The sequence below is a fragment of the Sideroxydans sp. genome (assembly GCF_054604835.1).
This window is the reverse complement of the sequence record NZ_JBTSFG010000007.1, coordinates 1-20,156: the sequence shown is the minus strand read 5'-3', so window position 1 is coordinate 20,156 and position 20,156 is coordinate 1. Positions and strand designations below refer to the sequence as shown.

Here is a 20,156-nt window from a genome sequence, read left to right as displayed (position 1 = left end):
ACTGATATGCAAAAACTAGCCATCCAGGGCGGCGCGACACTGCGCGGCGAAGTCCGTATCTCCGGCGCCAAGAACGCCGCTTTGCCCATCATGTGCGCCAGCTTGCTGACCGCCGACACTTTGCATCTGACCAACCTGCCCGATCTGCACGACGTCGGCACCATGCGCAAACTGCTGCTGCAGATGGGTGTCACTGCGGAAGTGGCGCCGAATGAGATCACTTTCAACGGCGGCAAGATCGACAATTGGGAAGCTCCCTATGACATGGTGAAGACCATGCGCGCAGCCATTCTGGTGCTGGGGCCGCTGGTGGCGCGCTTCGGTGATGCCAAGGTCTCTCTGCCGGGAGGTTGCGCCATCGGCTCCCGTCCGGTCGATCTGCATATCAAAGGCTTGCAGGCGATGGGCGCGGAGATCGCCATCGAGCACGGTTACATCCACGCCAAGGCCAAGCGACTGAAAGGTGCGCGCATCTTCTTTGATATCGTCAGCGTGACGGGCACCGAGAACCTGATGATGGCGGCGGCGCTGGCCGACGGCGTGACCGTGCTGGAGAACGCGGCGCGCGAACCGGAGGTGGTCGATCTGGCTGACTGTCTGCGCGCGATGGGGGCAAGGATCAGCGGCGACGGCACCGACACGGTCACCATCACCGGCGTAGAGTCGTTGCATGGTGCGACGCATCGCATCATGCCCGATCGTATCGAGAGCGGTACTTTTCTGGTGGCTGCTGCGGCGACAGGCGGCAGCATCACGCTGCGCGAGACGCGCGCGGATATCCTCGAAACTTTGCTGGAAAAACTCAGCGAGGCGGGCGCCAAGATCAAAGTCGATGGTGACAGCATCCATCTCGAAATGAACGGTCGTCCCAAGGCGGTCAACGTGCGTACCGCCCCGCACCCGGCATTCCCGACCGACATGCAGGCGCAGTTCATGGCGCTAAATTGCATCGCGGAAGGCAGCTCGATGGTGGTGGAGACCATCTTCGAGAACCGCTTCATGCATGTGCAGGAATTGCGCCGTCTGGGCGCGCATATCGATGTGGAAGGCAACACCTCGGTGGTCAAGGGCGTGGCGCATCTGGAAGGCGCGACCGTGATGGCCACCGACCTGCGCGCATCGGCCTGTCTGGTCATCGCCGGACTGGTGGCGCAGGGCGAGACCGTCATCGACCGTATCTACCATCTGGATCGCGGTTACGAGCACATTGAAAGCAAGCTCTCGCAGCTCGGTGCTAACATCCGTCGTATAAAATAATCTCCTGAATGCGGGCGCTTGCGCCGTTTGCAACGATAGAAAGTAGAAAATGATCACCATCGCCCTGTCCAAAGGACGCATCTTCGAAGAGACACTGCCGCTGCTGGAAGCGGCCGGCATCAAGCCGCTGGAAGACCCGGAGTCTTCGCGCAAACTCATTCTGCCCACGAACCGCGACGATGTGCGACTCATCATCGTGCGCGCTTCCGACGTGCCGACCTATGTGCAGTACGGTGCGGCCGATCTGGGCGTGGCGGGCAAGGATGTGCTCAACGAACACGGCGGCGAGGGCTTGTACCAGCCGCTCGATCTGAACATTGCCAAGTGCCGCATGATGGTCGCCGTGCAGAATGGCTTCGACTACGAGTCAGCAGTGAAGCAGGGCGCTCGTCTGCGCGTGGCGACCAAGTATGTGAAGACGGCACGCGAGCATTTCGCGTCCAAGGGTGTGCATGTCGATCTCATAAAACTGTACGGTTCCATGGAACTGGCGCCGCTGGTCGGGCTGTCCGACGCCATCGTCGATCTGGTCAGTAGCGGCGCAACACTGAAAGCCAACAACCTCGTGGCGGTAGAGGAGATCGTGCATATCTCTTCGCGTCTGGTGGTGAATCAGGCTTCGCTGAAACTCAAGCGCGCGACCATCCAGCCCATGCTGGACGCCTTTGCCGGAGCGATCAAATGAACATCACACGACTCTCTACACAGCAAGCCGATTTCGATGCGCGCCTGAGCACGCTGCTCGCCTTCGAGGAAACCGCCGACGAGAAGCTGGAAGCGACTGTCTCCGCCATTCTCGCCGATGTGAAGAAGCGCGGCGACGACGCTGTGCTGGAATACACCCGCAAGTTCGACCGTCTGCCGCTGGTCGATGCGGCCGCGATGGAGTTGCCGAAGTCAGAGCTGAAGGCGGCATTCGACGGTCTGCCCGCCGAGCAGAGGATCGCACTGGAGCAGGCTGCGCAGCGCGTCACCGCTTATCACCAGAAACAGGTGCAGGCCTCCTGGAGTTATGAAGACGAAGATGGCACGCTGCTCGGGCAGCAAGTCACACCGCTGGATCGTGTCGGTCTTTATGTGCCGGGCGGCAAGGCGGCCTACCCATCATCCGTATTGATGAATGCCTTGCCCGCCAAGGTGGCCGGTGTGTCCGAACTCATCATGGTGGTACCCACGCCGGACGGCACCAAGAATCAGTTGGTGCTGGCTGCTGCGCATCTGTGTGGTGTAGATCGCGTGTTCACCATCGGTGGTGCCCAAGCCGTGGCGGCGCTGGCTTACGGCACGGCCAGCATCCCCAAGGTGGACAAGATCGTCGGCCCGGGCAACGCCTATGTCGCTGCAGCCAAGCGCCGCGTGTTCGGCACTTGCGGCATCGACATGATCGCGGGACCTTCCGAGATACTGGTGATCTGCGACGGGCAGACCGATCCGGACTGGGTGGCGATGGATCTGTTCTCGCAAGCCGAACACGACGAACTGGCGCAAGCCATCCTGCTGTCGCCGGACGCGGCCTTCATCGAAGCGGTGGCTGCCAGTGCCGACAAATTACTGGCGCAGATGCCGCGCAAGGACATCATCAAGACCGCGCTGGAGAATCGCGGCGCATTGATCCATGTTGCGGATATGGACGAAGCTTGTGCGATATCCAATCGCATCGCGCCTGAACATCTGGAGTTATCGGTGGCCGACCCGCAAATTTGGCTGCCCAAGCTCAGGCACGCCGGTGCCATCTTCATGGGGCGCTATACATCGGAGTCGCTGGGCGACTACTGTGCCGGGCCGAACCATGTATTGCCGACTTCTGGAACGGCGCGTTTTTCCTCGCCGCTGGGCGTTTATGACTTCCAGAAACGCAGCAGCCTGATCCAGGTTTCGGCGGTCGGTGCGCAAAAATTAGGCGCTATCGCCGCTACCCTCGCATTTGGCGAGGGTTTGCAGGCTCACGCCCAGTCCGCGCTATATAGAAAAAACAGCTAGAAACTTTCGGTTGTGTGTTCTGTCCGGTTTGGGTAGAATCCGCGCCTCATTTTTGCAATTGGTCTGGAGTCAGTCATGGCACGCGTATGTCAAGTAACGGGAAAAGCCCCAATGTCGGGCAACAATGTTTCCCACGCCAACAACAAAACAAAGCGTCGTTTTTTGCCGAATCTGCAACGCCGTCGTTTGTGGGTTGAATCAGAAAATCGTTGGGTGTCTTTGCGCCTGACTAATGCCGCACTGCGCACGATCGACAAGAACGGCATCGAAGCCGTACTGTTCGAGATGCGCGCCCGCGGCGAGAAGGTATAAAGGAGACGCACCATGGCATCTAAAGGCGGACGCGAGAAGATCAAGCTGGAATCCTCTGCTGGTACAGGGCATTTCTACACGACCAACAAGAACAAGCGCACTACTCCACAGAAGCTCGAATTCATGAAGTTCGATCCGGTGGCACGTAAGCATGTTGCATACAAGGAAACCAAGCTGAAGTGATTCGGCTCCGGTTCAACAAAAAAGCCCGCATCGCTGCGGGCTTTTTTGTTTGTGCCGCCGCAATCAGGCGGAGGCCCAGCTTTCTGCTTCGCTGTAGTCGCCGAAGGCGCTGATGTCTGCATCCACGAACAGGCGGGACAGCCAAGCTTGCCAGGTCAGCCACTGGTCGTCGGTGACGACCGCGATCCTGTTGAAGTCATGATTGTGTTCGCGGCTGAAGAACTTGACCTCTTCCCATGCCACATCCGGCGTGTAAGACAGCATGCCGCGCAGATCGAAGATCAGGTTGAGACCGCTGCCGCTTTTCAATTTGTAAAGTGCGTGTTGCTCGAACTGTTTGAAGTCGGCCAGTGTGAATTCACCCATGACGGCGATGTTGACCAGATTGTTGTTGTCGGCGATGGTGATCATGTTTTTTCCTGGATCTTGGGGGATAGTTTCAAGCTTAACACACCGCTGGCGATGATGAGACCCATGCCTAGCCATGCTTCGATACTCAGATGCTCGTGCCAGAAAAGCAGGCCGAGCAGCGCGGAAAATACGATGGTGGTGTAGGCCAAGCTACCCACCACCAACGTCTGGCCGGTGCGGTAAGCACGTGTCATGAACAGCTGTGCGAAGGTGGCGGAAGCGCCGATGGCGATCAGCAGCGGCAGGTCGGATAACGAGACGGCATGCAGCGTGTCGCCGAGTATCCACATCGCGCTGGCGAGTGTGGCGATCAGGTTGAAATAGAACACGACGCGCATCCCGGGTTCGCCCAGCATGCCAAGGTGACGCACATTCATCAGCGCAATGCCCGCGAGCAAACCCGAGGCGACACCCAGCAAGCCATCCGCAAATTGTTCTTGTTCCAGTGTGGGTTGCAGCAGCAACACCACACCGGCGAACCCTGTCGCCAGCGCTGTGCTCATCGGCAGATGGAACTTCTCCTTCAATACCAGCACGGTTAGCAGTGATAGGAACAGCGAAGAGGTGTAGTTCAGCGTGATGGCTGTGGCCAGAGGCAGGACGGTGATGCAGTGGAAGAACAGCAGCATGGCAACCGTGCCGGACAGACCGCGCCACAGATGCGTGCGCCAATGGAAGGTGGAGAGTCTTATGCGTGAGCGGTGCAGCAGTGCGTACACCACGAGCAAGCCGAAGAAGGAGCGGTAGAACACCAATTCACCACTGGAGAAGTGGGGCGCCCCCAGTTTGACGAGTGCGCCCATGCAGGCGAAGAGTGATGCTGCGGCCAGCATCCATAGCGAGCCCACTTTGCTATTTCAAATGCGGCTCGAGATGGCGACGCAGGAACTCGTGGTAGTGCAGCATGCCGTCCTCGGTCGGTGACTGATAGGGGCCTTGCTCCTCGACGCCCTGCTTGTACAGGGCGCGGCGGCCCTGATGCATGCGCAGGCAGATGAAGTCGTCTTCGACTGCTGTCTCGCGATAGGCCTGCTTCTCCGCTTCGATGTAGTCGCGCTCGAACAGAACGATATCTTCGGGATAATAGAACTCGACGATGTTGGTGCAGGCGTCCGTGCCGCGCGGTACGACCGTGCTGACCACCAGCGTGTTCGGATACCACTCGACGGTGATGTTGGGGTAGTAGGTCAGCCAGATCGCGCCGTACTTGGGCAATTCGCCGTTGTTATAGCGCAGCACCTGCTGCGCCCATTTGGCATAGGTCGGGCTGCCGGACTTTTTCAGCGCATGGTTGATGCCGACGGTCTGCACGCTGAAGTGCTCGCCGAAGGTCCATTGCAGATCGTCGCAGTCCACGAACTGGCCGAGACCGGGATGGAACGGCACAACGTGGTAATCCTCCTGATAGACCTCGATGAAAGTCTTCCAGTTGAAGTTGTATTCGTCGATCTCGACGCGGTCCAGCATGTAGCCGGAGAAATCGATCTCCTTGAAGGCGGGCATGTTGGCCAGATCTTTCGCGACATCGCGCTTGCCGGCGAACAGCAGGCCGTTCCAGTTCTGCAGCGGCGTCTTGTTTAGATGCAGGCAGGGATTGTTGGGGAAATGCGGTGCGCCGATCAGCTCGCCGTCGGTCTTGTATGTCCAGCGATGCAGCGGGCATACGATGTTCTTCGCAGTGCCGCGCCCTTCCAGCATGGTAGCCTGACGATGGCGGCAGATATTGGAAAGCAGCTCCACGCCACTTTCGTTGCGCACCAGCATCTTGGCTTTGTCCATCCACTCGATCACATGGTAGTCGCCAAGGTTCGGCACCATCAATTCATGGCCGACATACTGCGGGCCGGCGTCGAGCAATACACGTTGCTCGATCTCCAGGACCTTGGGGTCGAAATACCAGCTCAACGGGGGTTGCGCAGAGACGGGATTGAATTGCTGCAGCTTTGCTATTTCGGACATACCCACATTCCTCTGTGAATACGGGGAATCAGACAATGCCCACAAAGCATGTTCTATCGATTCCCGGATGTTTACGGGGTCGGGGATTGTCCTTTAAAAGTCAGGACCGGGCAACAAAAATTGGCCGCACTGTATAGGCTTGGGTAAAATGCCGCCCCTACGCGAAACAATGCATACAGGAATGATGATGGCGACTAAGTCTGAAAAGAAGCCGAGCTTCGAGACGGCCATGGCCGATCTGGAACAACTCGTGGCAGATATGGAATCAGGCAAGCTGTCTCTTGAGGATTCACTTGCCGCCTACAAACGCGGCGCGGAACTGATGACTTTCTGCCGTACGCGTCTGGAAGAAGCGCAGCAGCAGGTGCGCGTGCTGGAAGAAGGTGTGTTGAAGGATCTCGACGTCGGTGAAGCAAACTGATGGCTGCCGATTTCACCGCATGGGTATCCACCCATCAATCCCGGTTTGAAGAGACATTGAAGCGCCTGCTGCCGCAGGCCGACGTGACGCCGCAACGTCTGCACGGCGCAATGCGCTATAGCGTGCTGGACGGCGGCAAGCGCGTGCGTCCGTTGCTGGCCTATGCCGCCGGTGAATTGGCGGGCGCGACTGCCGAGCGCGTGGCGGTCGCTGCCGCCGCGGTAGAACTCATCCATGCCTACTCACTGGTACACGACGACATGCCCTGCATGGACGACGATGTGCTGCGTCGCGGCAAGCCGACCTGCCATGTCGAATACGACGAGGCCACTGCTTTGCTAGTGGGCGATGCGCTGCAAAGTCTTGCATTCCAGTTTCTGTCCGAACACCGTCTGAACGACGATGCGCACAAGCAGTTGCAGATGGTGAAGCTGCTGACCGTCGCCTCCGGCTCGCGTGGTATGGCAGGCGGGCAGGCCATCGATCTGGCCAGTGTGGGCAAACAACTGTCGCTACCCGAGTTGGAGCAGATGCACATCCACAAGACCGGCGCGCTGATCCGTGCTGCCATCCTGCTCGGTGCCTATTGCGGTAATAAGCTGAGCGACTCGCAAATGGAACGTCTGGATCATTTCGGCAAACTGATCGGCCTAGCTTTCCAGGTTGTGGATGATGTGCTCGATTGTGAAGCGGATACTGCGACGCTGGGCAAGACCGCGGGCAAGGATGCCGACAACGACAAACCGACCTATGTCAGCCTGCTTGGACTGACCGGTGCCAAAGAGATGGCGCAAGGTCTGCATCGTGAAGCGCTGGATACCTTGGGCGAATTCGGCGAGGCTGCGTTAAGACTGCGCGAACTGGCCGACTTCATCGTGTTAAGAAAGTTCTGATGACACCGCTGCTCGATACCATCAATAGCCCCGAGGATCTGCGCAAACTTTCCCGCGATCAGCTGCCGCAATTGGCGGATGAATTGCGCGAGTTCCTGATCGAGTCGGTGAGCAAGACCGGCGGCCATCTCTCTTCCAATCTGGGTACGGTGGAGCTGACCATCGCCCTGCATGCCGTGTTCAACACGCCGCAGGACAAGCTGGTGTGGGATGTAGGCCACCAGACCTACGTGCACAAGATCCTCACCGGTCGCCGCGCCGCGATGGCCAGGTTGCGCATGCATGGCGGTATCGCCGGTTTCCCCAAGCGCGACGAAAGTCCCTACGACACATTCGGTACCGGCCATTCCAGTACATCGATCTCGGCCGCGCTGGGCATGGCAGCTTCAGCAAAGTTGCGCGGGACGGACGAGCGCGCGGTCGCCATCATCGGTGACGGTGCGATGACAGGCGGCATGGCGTTCGAGGCGCTGAATAACGCGGGCGCGATGGATGCCAACCTGCTGGTCATCCTCAACGACAACGACATGTCGATCTCGCCTCCGGTCGGTGCGCTCAATAACTATCTGGCGAAACTGATGTCGGGCCGTTTCTATGCGGCGATGCGTCGCGGCAGCGAGAAGATGCTCAAAGGTATGCCGCCGGTGCTGGAGTTCGCCAAGCGTACCGAGGAACACATCAAGGGTATGGTCATCCCCGGTACGATGTTCGAAGAATTCGGTTTCAACTACATCGGTCCCATCGACGGCCATGACATCAACGTGCTGATGGATACGCTTAGCAACATCCGCAAGCTGGAAGGTCCACAGTTCCTGCACATCGTTACGCAGAAGGGCAAGGGTTATGCGCTGGCGGAAGAAGACTGCCTGCTCTACCACGGGGTGTCCAAGTTCGACCGCACCAGCGGCATCATCCCCAAGCCTGCACCGCACCGCAGTTACACGCAGATATTCGGTGAATGGTTGTGCGACATGGCGGCGACGGACGACAAACTGGTCGGCATCACGCCCGCGATGTGCGAGGGTTCGGGCATGACCGAGTTCTCGGAAAAGTATCCGGACAGATATTTCGATGTCGGCATTGCCGAGCAGCACGCACTCACTTTCGCGGCCGGTATGGCCTGCGAGGGCAGCAAACCGGTGGTCGCCATCTATTCCACCTTCCTGCAACGTGCCTACGACCAGTTGATCCACGATGTCGCCATCCAGAACCTGCCGGTGATGCTAGCCATTGATCGTGGTGGACTGGTCGGGGCGGACGGCGCAACACATGCGGGCAGCTTCGATCTGAGCTATCTGCGCAGCATCCCCAACATGACCGTGATGGCCCCTGCGGACGAGAACGAATGCCGCCAGATGCTGACCACCGCCTATCGTATGTCGTCGCCGACCGCCGTGCGTTATCCGCGCGGCACCGGGCCGGGCGTGCCGGTCAGCAAGGAAATGACTGCGCTGGAAGTCGGCAAGGGCGAGATCCGCCGCAGCGGTATCGGCGTCGCCATCCTGTCGTTCGGCACCATGCTGGCACCTGCGCTGGAAGCGGCGGAGAAGCTGAATGCCACGGTCGCCAACATGCGCTTCGTCAAACCACTGGATGCGGAACTGGTATTGAAGCTGGCGCGCGAACACGTGCTGCTGGTCACCGTGGAAGAGAATACGGTGCAGGGCGGTGCCGGCAGCGCGGTGGCTGAATGCCTCGCGCAACATGGCGTGAAGGTATCCATGTTGCATCTGGGCTTGCCCGACCGCTTCGTAGAGCAGGGTGAGCATGCACTGTTACTGGCGGATTGCGGGCTGGATGCAGCCGGCATCGAAAGTGCCATCCGCAAGGTGCATGTCACCGCATAAAGAGATAACCCGACAAAAACAGTCGGAGATTGTCTATAATCGGCCCCCGGCCACAACGCAAAGGTTACGACAATGAACGCACCCGCGCCAATTCCAGACGTGCAGAGCAGCGCGGATACCCGCCAGCTCGCCATCAACAAAGTCGGCATCAAGAGTATTCGCCACCCCATCGTCGTCAGCGACAAGAGCGAAGGCGTGCAGCACACCATCGCCACATTTAATATGTATGTGCGTCTGCCCCATAACTTCAAGGGCACGCACATGTCCCGCTTCGTGCAGATCCTGAATCAGCACGGCCGCGAGATCACGGTGGAATCGTTCGAAAGTATCCTGCGTGAGATGGTGGAGAAGCTGGAAGCCAAGTCCGGCCACCTGGAAATGAGCTTTCCGTATTTCGTGAACAAGACCGCGCCCGTTTCCGGCGTGCAGAGCCTGCTCGATTATGACGTCACTTTCACCGGCGAAATCATTGACGGTGAGTACCGCTTCACCATGAAGGTGCTGGTGCCCGTCACCAGCCTGTGCCCCTGTTCCAAGGAGATATCCGAACGGGGGGCGCACAACCAGCGTTCACATGTCACGCTCACCGTGCGTACCAAAGGCTCGGTATGGATCGAGGACGTGGTGCGTATCGCCGAAGAGCAGGCATCAAGCGAGCTGTACGGCCTGCTCAAGCGCCCGGACGAGAAGTTCGTCACCGAGCGTGCTTACGACAATCCCAAGTTCGTGGAAGACATGGTGCGCGACGTGGCGGCGGCATTGAATGCCGATGATCGTATTGAAGCCTACATCGTCGAATCCGAGAACTTTGAATCGATTCATAACCACTCCGCCTACGCGCTGATCGAGCGCGACAAGACTCAGGGCTGATCTTGAAACCGGTCGCCGTCTTTCGACATTCTGCGAATGAAGGGCCGGGTCATATCGCACTGTTCCTGACCCAGCACGCCATCCCCTGGCAGATGTTCCATGTCGATCAGGGTGAGGCTGTTCCGGAAAACGCAGACGACTTCAGCGGCTTGGTGTTCATGGGTGGCGTGATGAGCGTGAACGACGATCTGCCGTGGATACCACGCTCCCTGAATCTGATCCGCGATGCCATCGCAAAAGACATCCCCGTTTTGGGCCACTGCCTCGGCGGACAACTCATGTCCAAGGCACTGGGCGGCGTGGTGACGAAGAATCCGGTGAAGGAGCTGGGCTGGGGCGCAGTCACTGTTGCCGACAACGAGACGGCACAGCAATGGTTCGGCGACATCAAGACTTTCGATTCATTCCACTGGCATGGCGAGACCTTTTCGCTGCCAGCCAATGCCGTCCATCTTCTGTCCAGCCCGTACTGCGCCAACCAGGCCTTCGCCATCGGTAAACATCTGGGCATGCAATGCCATGTCGAGATGACCGAACACATGATCGAAGACTGGTGCCGGGCTGGTGCCGACGACCTTGCTGCCAACCTCGCCAGCCCCGGCGTGCAAAGTGCCGAGACCATGCAGACGCAGATGCACGACAAACTGCCGCGCCTGACCGAAGTGGCTGAGCGGCTCTATCGTCACTGGATACACGGCATTGCCCCGCGCGCGAGTTAGAATGCGGCATGACCTACGTCGTTGCCGAAAACTGCATCCGCTGTAAATACACCGACTGTGTAGAAGTGTGCCCGGTCGACTGTTTTCGCGAGGGCGCGAATTTCCTCGTCATCGATCCCGAAGAATGCATCGACTGCTCGCTGTGCGTCCCCGAGTGTCCGGCCAACGCGATCTACGCGGCGGATGATCTGCCGGCGGATCAGCAGCAATTCATCGCACTGAATGCCGATCTGGCCAAACACTGGCAGCCCATCACCGTGAAAAAAGACGCCCCGCCGGATGCCGATGACTGGCTGCAGGTCAAAGACAAACTCCACTTGCTGAAGAAGTGAGTCAGGCCAGCGCACTCTTCGACCGCGTCGCGCAGCGCATCCTTGCCGCGCATCCCGCGCCCGATCTGCGCGGCATCACCGTCATCCTCCCCAACATGCACGCCGCGCAGCCGCTGGCGCAGGCTCTGATGCGCCATGCGCAAGTGGCGGCCATCCTGTTGCCGCAGATGGTGACGCTGAACGAATGGGCGCAAAGTGTGCCGCTGGTTGCACCCGTCGCCAGCGACAGCCAGCGCAGCGCCATGCTCTATCAACAATTGCGCAAGCTGCAATGGTTCGAGCACGCCGACCTGTGGAGCATGACGCAGGAACTGCTCAAACTGTTCGACGAACTGACGCATGCGGTGCACGCGCTACCGGGCGATGCGGATGCTTTTGCCGCCGCCGTGCAGCAGGCCTATCAGGCCAGACAGAACACCACGTTGCAACTGGAAGCGCGACTGGTGTTCGAGCTGTGGCATGCCATGCAGAGCGGTGAAGAACTGGATGCCGCGCGCGCCTACCAGATGCGCCTCGCCAAGCTGGCGCAGCAGGCAGAACGTCCGCTATATGTGTTGCGTGCATCGGAATGGGATGCGCTGGAGCAACGCTTCCTTGAAGAATATGAACAGCATGCGGTGGTGAAGGTGTTCGATGCGCGCGAGATGGAGGTGACTAGCCAAGCGCCGCTGTTCTTCGCCGCGACCTCACTGGAGCAAGAAGCCCGCGCCGCCGCCATGCAGGTGCGCCGCTGGCTGGCCGATGGCAAACGCAATATCGCCATCGTCGCGCAGGACCGCGTGGCGGCGCGGCGCACGCGCGCGCTGCTGGAACGCGCCGAGATCCTGGTGGCGGACGAGACTGGCTGGACCTTCGCCACGCTGTCGGTGAGTACCGTACTCGACCGCTGGCTCACCGCGTTGCAAAGCGATTTCTACCATCACGACCTGCTCGACCTGCTCAAGTCGCCATTCATCTTTGCCGACATGACGGCGGGCGAGCGCAAGGCGGCGGTGTATCAACTGGAACAATTGCTGCGCAAACAGGGCGTGGTTGCCGGGCTGGAGAGATACGTCGCGCTGGCCGAACAAGAGATCGCGCTGCATCAGCCGCTCGCCCGCATGCGCCAAGCTGCGGCGCTGCAGGCGCAGAACAGGAAGCAGACGCTGACGGAATGGCTGGCGGCATTGCAGCAAAGCTTGAATGTGCTGGGCATCGATGCCGGTTTGCAGCAGGACGATGCCGGTCTGCAACTGTTGCGTGCGCTGGATAACTGGAAGCAGGAATTACACGGCGATGCAGGCCGTTACCGTTTCGAAGAATGGCGGCGCTGGCTGGCGCAGCAACTGGATACCGAGACCTTTCGCGATAGCAGTATCGACAGCCCCGTGCGCTTCACCCATCTCGCAGCCACGCGCTGGCGCAGTTTCGATGCGGTACTGTTGCTCGGTTGCGATGCTGCTCATCTGCCCAGCGCGGGAGACGGCGGACGCTGGTTCAACGACGCGGTGCGCGCTACGCTCGGCCTGCCGACACGCACTTTCCATGCCGTACGCCAGCACGATGACCTGCGCGCCTTGCTGGCCATGAACGACGAAGTCCTGGTCACCTGGCAGAAGGAGCAGAACGGCGAGGCACGTCTGCTCAGCCCGTTCCTGCAGATGTTGAGCGATGCGCATCAGCAAGCTCATGGTGATGATCTGAGCGAGCGCGACTTGCATGCCTATCTGGTCGCGGAAGAAATGCAGCAAGTCGAGTTGGCGCAGTCGGTGCAGCCCGCGCCTGCTATTTCGCCTGACAGTGTGCCGACCAGTATCTCAATCAGCGGTTACAACGCGCTGGTCGCCTGCCCCTACCAATACTATGCGCGCCACATCCTGAAGCTGAACGAATTAGACGAAGTGCAGGAGGCTATCGAAAAGCGCGACTACGGCGAGCGCGTGCACGGCATCCTGCAGCGTTTCCACGAGCAGTATCCGCTGGTGATGCAAGGCGATTTAGCCGAGATGGAAGCTGCCCTGCGGCAGATCAGCGAAGAGGTGTTCGCCGATCTGCTGGCGCAGGACTTTGCCGCGCGCGCCTGGCTGGCGCGCTGGGTTCAATCTCTGCCTGCCTATCTGGATTGGCAGATAAAACGCGAAGCTGAGGGTTGGCGTTATGCAGAATCCGAACAGGCCTTCGACTGGCCGCTGGAAGGCATCCGTCTGCGCGGCCGCATCGACCGGCTGGATGTGCGCGGCGAAGAGAAGTTGGTGCTGGACTACAAGATGCAGAGCGACCAGTTGCTTCGCAACAAATTGAAAGAGCCGGGCGAGGATGTGCAACTCGCCTGCTACGCTTACGCGCACGAAGCGGCGGACGCGGCCTTCGTCAGTATCGAGAGCAGCAAGGTTAGGCAGGTCGCACCCATGGAAGATGTGCCGCTGCTGGCGCAGCTGAATGCCGAACGGCTGGAGCAGGTGATGGGTGAGATACGCGGTGGCTCCGGTCTGCCCGCGAACGGTATCGATGCGGTGTGTGCATATTGCGAAGTGCGCGGCGTGTGTCGCAAGGGGGAGTGGGTATGAGCAATCACATCGCCCTCGATCCCGCCCGCAGCGTCGTGGTCGAAGCCTGTGCCGGTAGCGGCAAGACCTGGCTGCTGGTGTCGCGCATCGTGCGTCTGCTGTTGGACGGCGCGCAGCCTTCGCAGATCCTCGCTATCACCTTCACGCGCAAAGCCGCGCAGGAGATGCAGTCTCGTTTGCAACTGTGGCTGCGCGATCTGGCGATGGGCGACGAGGCTTTCGTGCGCCAGTTCTTCGCCGAGCGCGGCATCGCCGAACTGAGTGATGAGCAGTTGCTACGTGCGCGCAGCCTGTACAAGGAGACCTTGCTGGCTCAGCCCGCCATCACCCTCAGCACCTTCCACGGCTGGTTCATGCAGGTCATGCAGCGCGCGCCTTTGAACGCCGACGTGATGCAGGGCATGAGCCTGCTGGAACGCGCCGGAGCCGAGCAGGAGGAGGCGTGGGAGGAATTTCTGGAACAGATGCGCAAGCAGCCGGAGGGCAATGAAGCGCGGCATATGCAATGGCTGTTCGAGGCATATGGCTTGTTCAACACGCGCAAGCTGCTGTTCAACTTTCTCGCCAAGCGCGCCGAATGGTGGGCGTACACACAAGGGGAGCAAGCTGCGCTGACCTTCGCGCTGGAGAATCTGCGCAACGATCTGGCGGTGGATATGGATTTTGATCCGGTCGCCGACTGGGGTATGTGCGGTAACAGCGAAGAAGTGTATTTCGCCTTTGTGCGCCAACTGGCGAGTAACGGCACCGACACGCAGGCGAAGAAAGCCGGTGAGCTGGAACAAGCCTGGACGGACAGCGCGCCCGAGGCGCGCCTCGATACCGTATTTCCTTTGTTGTTCACGCAAGCGGACGAGCCGCGCAGTTTCAAGCCGACCAAGAAGCAGGATGCCGAGGCCTATCTGGTCACGCGCGACGCACTGTTCGCCATTGTGCAGGAAGTGCGCGACACCCTCGCCGAGCAGCAAGCCTATCGTCTGAACGAAGCCGTGCTGCATTGCGGTGTCGCCTTCCTTGAGCGCTATCAGGCGCTCAAGGCGCAGAAGCAGCAGATGGACTTCTCCGATCTGGAATGGCAGTTGTGCCGCCTGCTGCAACAGAGCGAGCATGCCGAGACCATGCAGTACAAGCTCGACAGCCGCTACCGTCACGTGTTGCTGGACGAGTTCCAGGACACCAATCCGCTGCAATGGCAGATCATGCGCGCATGGTTCGACGCCTCGGTGGCGGTGGAATCGCAGCCGACCGTGTTCGTGGTGGGCGACCCCAAACAGTCCATCTATCGCTTCCGCCGTGCCGATGCACGCTTGTTCGGTGTGGCACGCGAATACCTGCAACAGCATTTCCGCGCTGAAACGTTGGGCAACAGTCTCACGCGCCGCAATTCGCAAGCCGTGGTGGATGCGGTGAACGCGGTGTTCCGCGAGCAGCCGGAAGGCTTCGAGTTCGTCGAGCACCAGACGCATCAAACTGAATTACCGGGTCATGTGCTGGTGTTGCCGCTGGCGGAGGCAGAATACGCGGAAGCAGCAGTCGCCGAAGATGCGCAACTCGTGTTGCGCGACCCGCTCACCACGCCGCGTTCCGAAGCTGGCGAAGGTGCGCGCCACATGGAAGCCGCGCAATTCGCCGCGCAACTGCAAACCATCGTCGGCGAGTGGTCGGTGAACGACGCAGGCGAGGCACGCCGCGCGACTTATGGCGACATCATGGTGTTGGTGCGCAGCCGCACCCATCTCGCCATCTACGAAGAAGCGCTGCGCGCGAAACATATCCCCTTCATCAGTTCGCGGCGCGGCGGTTTGCTCGACACATTGGAAGCGGAAGACATACAGGCACTGCTGCTGTTCCTTATCACGCCCTTCGCCGATCTCGCGCTGGCGCAGGTGCTGCGCACGCCGATGTTTGCGTGCAGCGATGCGGACCTGATGCGCTTGGCATCAAGCAGTGCTGAGGAAAAAGTACTGAGTACCGAGAATCCTGCGCAGTACTTAGCACTCAACACTCGCCTTTCGTGGTGGCAACGACTGCAACATCTGCCCGAACCGTCACCCGCTTTGCAACGCGCCTCCGAACGCCTGCAGCGCTGGCTCGCCCTTGCCGACAAGTTGCCGGTGCACGATCTGCTCGACCGCATCTATTTCGAGGGTGATGTGATCGCACGCTACAGCGCCGTGCTGCCGGCGGAGATGCGTGCCAAGGTGACGGCCAACCTGCATGCTTTCATGGAGATCGCGCTGAGCGTGGATGCCGGGCGCTATCCCAGCCTGCCACGCTTCCTGCAGGAACTGCGCGAACTGCGCGACAGCGCGGACGATGCGCCGGATGAAGGCAAGCTCGGTGCGGCGGGAGATGCAGTGCGCATCTACACCGTGCACGAATCGAAAGGGCTGGAAGCGCCCGTTGTCTGGCTACTGGACGCGAACGCCGAGAGGCAGAACCGCGACGGCAGCGATGTGCTGCTGGACTGGCCGACCCATGAGGCGCAGCCGTTGCATTTCTCGCTCTATGCCGACCAAGCCTCGCGCGGCAAGAAGCGCCTGCCGCTGTTCGAGCAGGACGCCGCCGAGCAGGCGCGCGAAGAGATGAACCTGCTCTACGTCGCCATGACCCGCGCGCAGCAGGCGCTCGTCGTCAGCGGCAGTCAGGGGGCGCGCGAGGTGAAGCAGCTCACGTGGTATGGGCGCATAGCCGGAGTGATAGGCGAACAAAATAATCCGCTGCATTTTGCCACTGCATCAATAGTGGCGGAAGTTTCGGAGATGCGTAAGGAGGGCATATCGCTGCCCGTCATCATTCCCGCCGGTCAGCGCGCTGCCCGCAACACTACCCGGCAGCAGCGCGGCATCTGGCTGCATGCCTTGCTGCAACACTTGACGGAAGGTCGGCTGGATCAGGCGGCGTTGCAACAAGGCCTCGGCATTCCCGCCGCAGAGATCGAATCGCTTTGGCAGCAAGCCAAAAGCCTGCTCGCCGCTCCGCAACTAGCTCGTTTCTTCGACGCACAGCAATACCGCACCGCCTGCAACGAGATGCCCTACATCAATGTCAGGGGCGAGCTGAAACGCATCGACCGTCTGGTCGAGTTCGACGACGAAGTCTGGGTGCTGGATTACAAGCTGGGTGATTCGGACGATGCGGCACGTTATCGCGCACAGATGGCGGAATACCAAAGCGCGATGCGGGCGGTGTATGCGAACAAAGAGGTCAAGTGCGCACTGTTGTTTGCGGATGGGGTTTTGAGTGAGTTGCAATAGCACATATATAAAGACGCAGCGTGATTGTCCTGAAGATGAAGTCATGTGCCACTGCAGCGGCACGCGACGGGAATATATCCGCCAGCTGTTTGAGCAAGGCATGGATGTGGATGCCATCTCCCGCTGGACGGGCGCGCTTTCCGGCTGTGGGGGCTGCGAATGGGATATCGCGGATTTCCTGAAAGATCTCTCCGAACAAAAGAACACTCGGCTCTGAGTTGGTTGCCAGTCCATATGGTTCGTCGACCGAATCGTTCGGGCTGAATATTGTTCGTTTAATGCATGGTGTTTATTTTGCCCGCCCCATAGAATAGGCACACTTTTTCAATGGGTATCGCCGCGTGACGGGCGGCAGTATCTGTTCAGATGGAGGTGTGCGATGAGTATCGTGGACTGGCCGGAAGGGGAGCGGCCCCGGGAGAGGTTGTTGCAGCGCGGTGCGGCGGCGCTGTCGGATGCGGAATTGCTGGCGATATTCCTGCGCGTCGGTGTGCGCGGCAAGAGTGCGGTCGATCTGGCGCGTGAGGTGCTGGCGCGGTTCGGCGGCTTGACGGCGATGTTCGCCGCTGACGAAAAATCGTTCTGCGAGATACGCGGCATGGGGCGCGCCAAGTATGTGCAGTTGCAGGCCGTGTTGGAGATGTCGCGGCGCGCATTGAAAGAAGAGGTGCATGCGGGCGATGCCTTGAATTCACCGCAGGCGGTTCGCGACTATCTGCGGCTGTTATTGCAGGGGCGGCAGCAGGAGGTGTTCGTGGCGCTGTTCCTCGATGCGCAACATCGCGTGATCGCGATGGAGGAGTTGTTCCAGGGCACGCTGACGCAAACCAGTGTGTATCCGCGCGAGGTGGTGAAGCGTGCACTGCATCACAATGCGGCGGCTTTGATCTTCGCGCATAACCACCCTTCAGGGGTGGCCGAGCCGAGTCAGTCCGATCAGTTGCTGACGGATGCTTTGAAGCAGGCGCTGGGATTGGTCGATGTGAGGGTGTTGGATCATTTTATCGTGGCAGGTGCGAGTTGCCTGTCATTCGCAGAGAGAGGTCTTTTGTAATGGGGAATGAGGACAGCGGGGAGCCGGCTTGCAACGTGCCGACCCGTGCGACGGTAGTCAGCATCATCATCCGCGATTTCATCCATCTGACAGAACGGGTGTCTGCTACGAATCTGGCCGGTTTGATGGCCAGCTATTACGCGAAGGTGGGCGCGCAGGTAGAGCAGCAGCAGGGTGTGCTGACCTCGATCAGCAACCACGGCATGCTGGTGACGTTCTTTGATGTGGCCGGGGCGGATAACCATGCCCGCCGGGCATTGCGCTGCGCGCTGGCAGTCGCCCTGATCGCCTACCAGACCCGCTTCCTGATCCGCCAATCGTTTCCCGAGCAGGACTTCGACCGCTTTGGCGTCGGGGTGGGTATACATACCGGTGAGCTGGTCTTCGCCGAATTCAGTCACCAGGCCGAGGGGCAGCGCATCGTTTGCGGGCATGCGGTGTCCATCGCCTCCCTGCTATCCGTCAAATCCAAAGATCTGGACTGGAACGTGGTGTGCAGCGAGCAGACGCTGGCCGAAGTCGGATCAGGGATATCGACGCGCCGGCGCGGCACGCTGGGTGCTGATTGGCTGAAAGATCCGGTGCAGGTGGCTGAGGTGGTGGTCGTGCGCGAAGGTGAGGCGGGTGACAGCATGGACGCAACGCTGAAACTGGATCGTGGCGCACGTTCCGGCATGTACAGGGCGTTCGATCCTGCCATGCTGGGTAATGAAAGCGAACAGGGCGAGGATCTTCCGAAAGTGCCAGGCTATCGCTGTCTTAAAGCAGTGGGGCGCGGTGGTATGTCCAGCGTATTCCTTGCCGAGAGATCGAGCGACAAGGTGCTGATGGCACTCAAGTTCGCCGACGGCAGTGTCTCGGAGGATAGCGAGGTGCTGTACCGTTTTGTCGAGGAGTACGGTTTGCTGGAACAAGTGCGTCATCCCCATGTGTTGCAGATATTCGACCAGGGCGTGACTGACGATGCGCTGTTCATCGTGATGGAATACCTGCCGGGCGGGACGCTCAAGCAGCGTATCGGCAAACAGGGGATCTCCGGGAAAGAAGCATGGCGTGTGCTGCGCGAGATCGTGCATGCCCTGGTCGAAGTCCACGAGCGGGGCATCATCCATCGAGACATCAAGCCCGAGAACATCATGCTGCGCGAGGACGGGGCGGCGGTACTGGGCGATTTCGGCGTGGCGAGGCGCATGCACGAGGTGCGCATGGATGGGCGTCTGGATGCGATCGTGGCGACGCCATACTATATGAGTCCGGAGCAGGCGCTGGGTGTAGCCGAAGATGACCGTACCGATATATATAGTATGGGCGCGGTGTTCTATAACATGCTGACAGGTCGCAAGCCGTATACGGGCGACACGCTGGAAAGCATCGCACAGCAGCACCTGCGGGCTGAAACACCCAAGCTGCAACCGGAATACCAGCATTGGCAGCCTCTGCTGGATGGCATGATGGCGAAAGACAAGTCGCAACGCCACTCCGCCAAGACATTGATGGCGCATTTGAACACCTATCCCGCTCCTGCATGAGCCGGTAGCTGCTGGAAATGTCGGGCGGGCCGAAATATTGGCTCGATTCTTGCCGGATTCCGTATTTTCCCTTTGACATGCCCCAAGGTTCTATGGATAATCGCGCGCTCATTTTGGAGGGGTGGCCGAGTGGTTAAAGGCAGCAGACTGTAAATCTGCCCTCTTATGAGTACGATGGTTCGAATCCGTCCCCCTCCACCAAATTGAAAGGCAGTTTGCTGTAGTTTAATAGTGGGCTGGCGTTGGGTTTTGCGGGAGTAGCTCAATGGTAGAGCTGAAGCCTTCCAAGCTTATGACGAGGGTTCGATTCCCTTCTCCCGCTCCAGAGTTTTTGTAGGCCCATGTGGCTCAGTGGTAGAGCACTCCCTTGGTAAGGGAGAGGTCGCGAGTCCGATTCTCGCCATGGGCACCAGATTTTATGTTTTTAGGTTCTTTTCGTTAATTGGGTTGATGGGGGATTATCATGGCAAAGAGCAAATTTGAACGTACCAAACCGCACGTAAACGTCGGCACGATCGGCCACGTTGACCACGGCAAGACCACGCTGACAGCGGCGATCACGACAGTGTTGTCGAAGACATTCGGC

Annotated in this window: 20 protein-coding genes and 3 tRNA genes; 20 read left to right on the top strand and 3 right to left on the bottom strand. The window is 59.6% G+C overall.

The annotated features are described in order from the left end of the window. The first annotated feature begins 6 nt into the window (after positions 1–6). The 5 genes from murA to rpmG all read left to right on the top strand — a co-directional run bounded on the left by murA (position 7) and on the right by rpmG (position 3,732). Positions 7–1,257 (top strand): UDP-N-acetylglucosamine 1-carboxyvinyltransferase, encoded by a 1,251-nt coding sequence (gene murA, locus ACYCZ5_RS11480; RefSeq protein WP_461544938.1) that lies wholly within the window; start codon positions 7–9, stop codon positions 1,255–1,257. A gap of 49 nt (positions 1,258–1,306) precedes the next feature. Further along, on the top strand, positions 1,307–1,942 hold the full coding sequence (gene hisG / locus ACYCZ5_RS11475; protein ID WP_461544937.1) for an ATP phosphoribosyltransferase: 636 nt from the start codon (positions 1,307–1,309) through the stop codon (positions 1,940–1,942). After that, complete coding sequence (hisD, locus tag ACYCZ5_RS11470) at positions 1,939–3,237, top strand: histidinol dehydrogenase (RefSeq protein WP_461544936.1); 1,299 nt, start codon at positions 1,939–1,941, stop codon at positions 3,235–3,237. Before hisG ends, hisD begins: the two co-directional genes overlap by 4 nt. 75 nt (positions 3,238–3,312) lie before the next feature. Continuing rightward, positions 3,313–3,549 carry a 50S ribosomal protein L28 gene (gene rpmB / locus ACYCZ5_RS11465; RefSeq protein ID WP_461544935.1) on the top strand — a complete coding sequence of 79 codons (237 nt, stop codon included), beginning with the start codon at positions 3,313–3,315 and terminating at the stop codon, positions 3,547–3,549. Between the two features lie 12 nt (positions 3,550–3,561). Then, on the top strand, positions 3,562–3,732 hold the full coding sequence (gene rpmG, locus ACYCZ5_RS11460; RefSeq protein ID WP_459722404.1) for a 50S ribosomal protein L33: 171 nt from the start codon (positions 3,562–3,564) through the stop codon (positions 3,730–3,732). Positions 3,733–3,795: 63 nt separating this feature from the next. Here the strand turns inward: rpmG and ACYCZ5_RS11455 are convergent, their stop codons facing one another. The 3 genes from ACYCZ5_RS11455 to ACYCZ5_RS11445 are packed head-to-tail and all read right to left on the bottom strand — an operon-like array spanning position 3,796 to position 6,102. After that, positions 3,796–4,143, bottom strand: a complete 348-nt coding sequence (locus ACYCZ5_RS11455) for a SpoIIAA family protein (RefSeq protein ID WP_461544934.1) — start codon at positions 4,141–4,143, stop codon at positions 3,796–3,798. Then, positions 4,140–4,976 carry a DMT family transporter gene (locus ACYCZ5_RS11450; protein ID WP_461544933.1) on the bottom strand — a complete coding sequence of 279 codons (837 nt, stop codon included), beginning with the start codon at positions 4,974–4,976 and terminating at the stop codon, positions 4,140–4,142. Before ACYCZ5_RS11450 ends, ACYCZ5_RS11455 begins: the two co-directional genes overlap by 4 nt. Before the next feature lie 19 nt (positions 4,977–4,995). Further along, positions 4,996–6,102 carry an aromatic ring-hydroxylating oxygenase subunit alpha gene (locus tag ACYCZ5_RS11445; protein ID WP_461544932.1) on the bottom strand — a complete coding sequence of 369 codons (1,107 nt, stop codon included), beginning with the start codon at positions 6,100–6,102 and terminating at the stop codon, positions 4,996–4,998. Between the two features lie 181 nt (positions 6,103–6,283). Here ACYCZ5_RS11445 and ACYCZ5_RS11440 point away from each other — a divergent pair, with 181 nt between their 5' ends. The 15 genes from ACYCZ5_RS11440 to ACYCZ5_RS11370 form a co-directional block, all read left to right on the top strand. Continuing rightward, a complete protein-coding gene (locus ACYCZ5_RS11440; RefSeq protein WP_461544931.1) occupies positions 6,284–6,523 on the top strand; it encodes an exodeoxyribonuclease VII small subunit in 240 nt (79 codons plus the stop codon). Further along, positions 6,523–7,416 carry a polyprenyl synthetase family protein gene (locus ACYCZ5_RS11435; protein ID WP_461544930.1) on the top strand — a complete coding sequence of 298 codons (894 nt, stop codon included), beginning with the start codon at positions 6,523–6,525 and terminating at the stop codon, positions 7,414–7,416. The genes ACYCZ5_RS11440 and ACYCZ5_RS11435 overlap by 1 nt, the downstream gene beginning before the upstream one ends. Continuing rightward, positions 7,416–9,263 (top strand): 1-deoxy-D-xylulose-5-phosphate synthase, encoded by a 1,848-nt coding sequence (dxs, locus tag ACYCZ5_RS11430; protein WP_461544929.1) that lies wholly within the window; start codon positions 7,416–7,418, stop codon positions 9,261–9,263. Before ACYCZ5_RS11435 ends, dxs begins: the two co-directional genes overlap by 1 nt. A gap of 72 nt (positions 9,264–9,335) precedes the next feature. Continuing rightward, a complete protein-coding gene (gene folE2, locus ACYCZ5_RS11425; RefSeq protein ID WP_461544928.1) occupies positions 9,336–10,133 on the top strand; it encodes a GTP cyclohydrolase FolE2 in 798 nt (265 codons plus the stop codon). Positions 10,134–10,135: 2 nt separating this feature from the next. Beyond that, positions 10,136–10,852: a type 1 glutamine amidotransferase gene (locus ACYCZ5_RS11420; protein ID WP_461544927.1), complete on the top strand. Its 717-nt coding sequence runs from the start codon at positions 10,136–10,138 to the stop codon at positions 10,850–10,852. A gap of 8 nt (positions 10,853–10,860) precedes the next feature. Further along, positions 10,861–11,184 carry a ferredoxin FdxA gene (gene fdxA, locus ACYCZ5_RS11415; RefSeq protein ID WP_461544926.1) on the top strand — a complete coding sequence of 108 codons (324 nt, stop codon included), beginning with the start codon at positions 10,861–10,863 and terminating at the stop codon, positions 11,182–11,184. Continuing rightward, the gene (locus ACYCZ5_RS11410; RefSeq protein WP_461544925.1) at positions 11,181–13,730 is read left to right on the top strand and encodes a PD-(D/E)XK nuclease family protein; all 2,550 of its coding nucleotides are present in this window, start codon (positions 11,181–11,183) and stop codon (positions 13,728–13,730) included. The genes fdxA and ACYCZ5_RS11410 overlap by 4 nt, the downstream gene beginning before the upstream one ends. After that, the gene (locus tag ACYCZ5_RS11405) at positions 13,727–16,987 is read left to right on the top strand and encodes a UvrD-helicase domain-containing protein (protein WP_461544924.1); all 3,261 of its coding nucleotides are present in this window, start codon (positions 13,727–13,729) and stop codon (positions 16,985–16,987) included. The genes ACYCZ5_RS11410 and ACYCZ5_RS11405 overlap by 4 nt, the downstream gene beginning before the upstream one ends. 43 nt (positions 16,988–17,030) lie before the next feature. Further along, positions 17,031–17,204, top strand: a complete 174-nt coding sequence (locus tag ACYCZ5_RS11400; RefSeq protein WP_461544923.1) for a (2Fe-2S)-binding protein — start codon at positions 17,031–17,033, stop codon at positions 17,202–17,204. Positions 17,205–17,366: 162 nt separating this feature from the next. Next, positions 17,367–18,041, top strand: coding sequence for a RadC family protein (radC, locus tag ACYCZ5_RS11395; protein ID WP_461544922.1), 675 nt, complete (start codon positions 17,367–17,369; stop codon positions 18,039–18,041). Beyond that, positions 18,041–19,570: a protein kinase domain-containing protein gene (locus tag ACYCZ5_RS11390; protein WP_461544921.1), complete on the top strand. Its 1,530-nt coding sequence runs from the start codon at positions 18,041–18,043 to the stop codon at positions 19,568–19,570. The genes radC and ACYCZ5_RS11390 overlap by 1 nt, the downstream gene beginning before the upstream one ends. 115 nt (positions 19,571–19,685) lie before the next feature. Beyond that, positions 19,686–19,771, top strand: a tRNA-Tyr gene (locus tag ACYCZ5_RS11385). 50 nt (positions 19,772–19,821) lie between these two features. Beyond that, positions 19,822–19,895 (top strand) — tRNA-Gly (locus ACYCZ5_RS11380). Between the two features lie 12 nt (positions 19,896–19,907). Next, positions 19,908–19,982: transfer RNA gene (locus ACYCZ5_RS11375), tRNA-Thr, on the top strand. A gap of 51 nt (positions 19,983–20,033) precedes the next feature. Next, positions 20,034–20,156, top strand: a 123-nt coding sequence (locus ACYCZ5_RS11370; protein WP_461545103.1) for a GTP-binding protein, incomplete at its 3' end; no start/stop codon positions are given.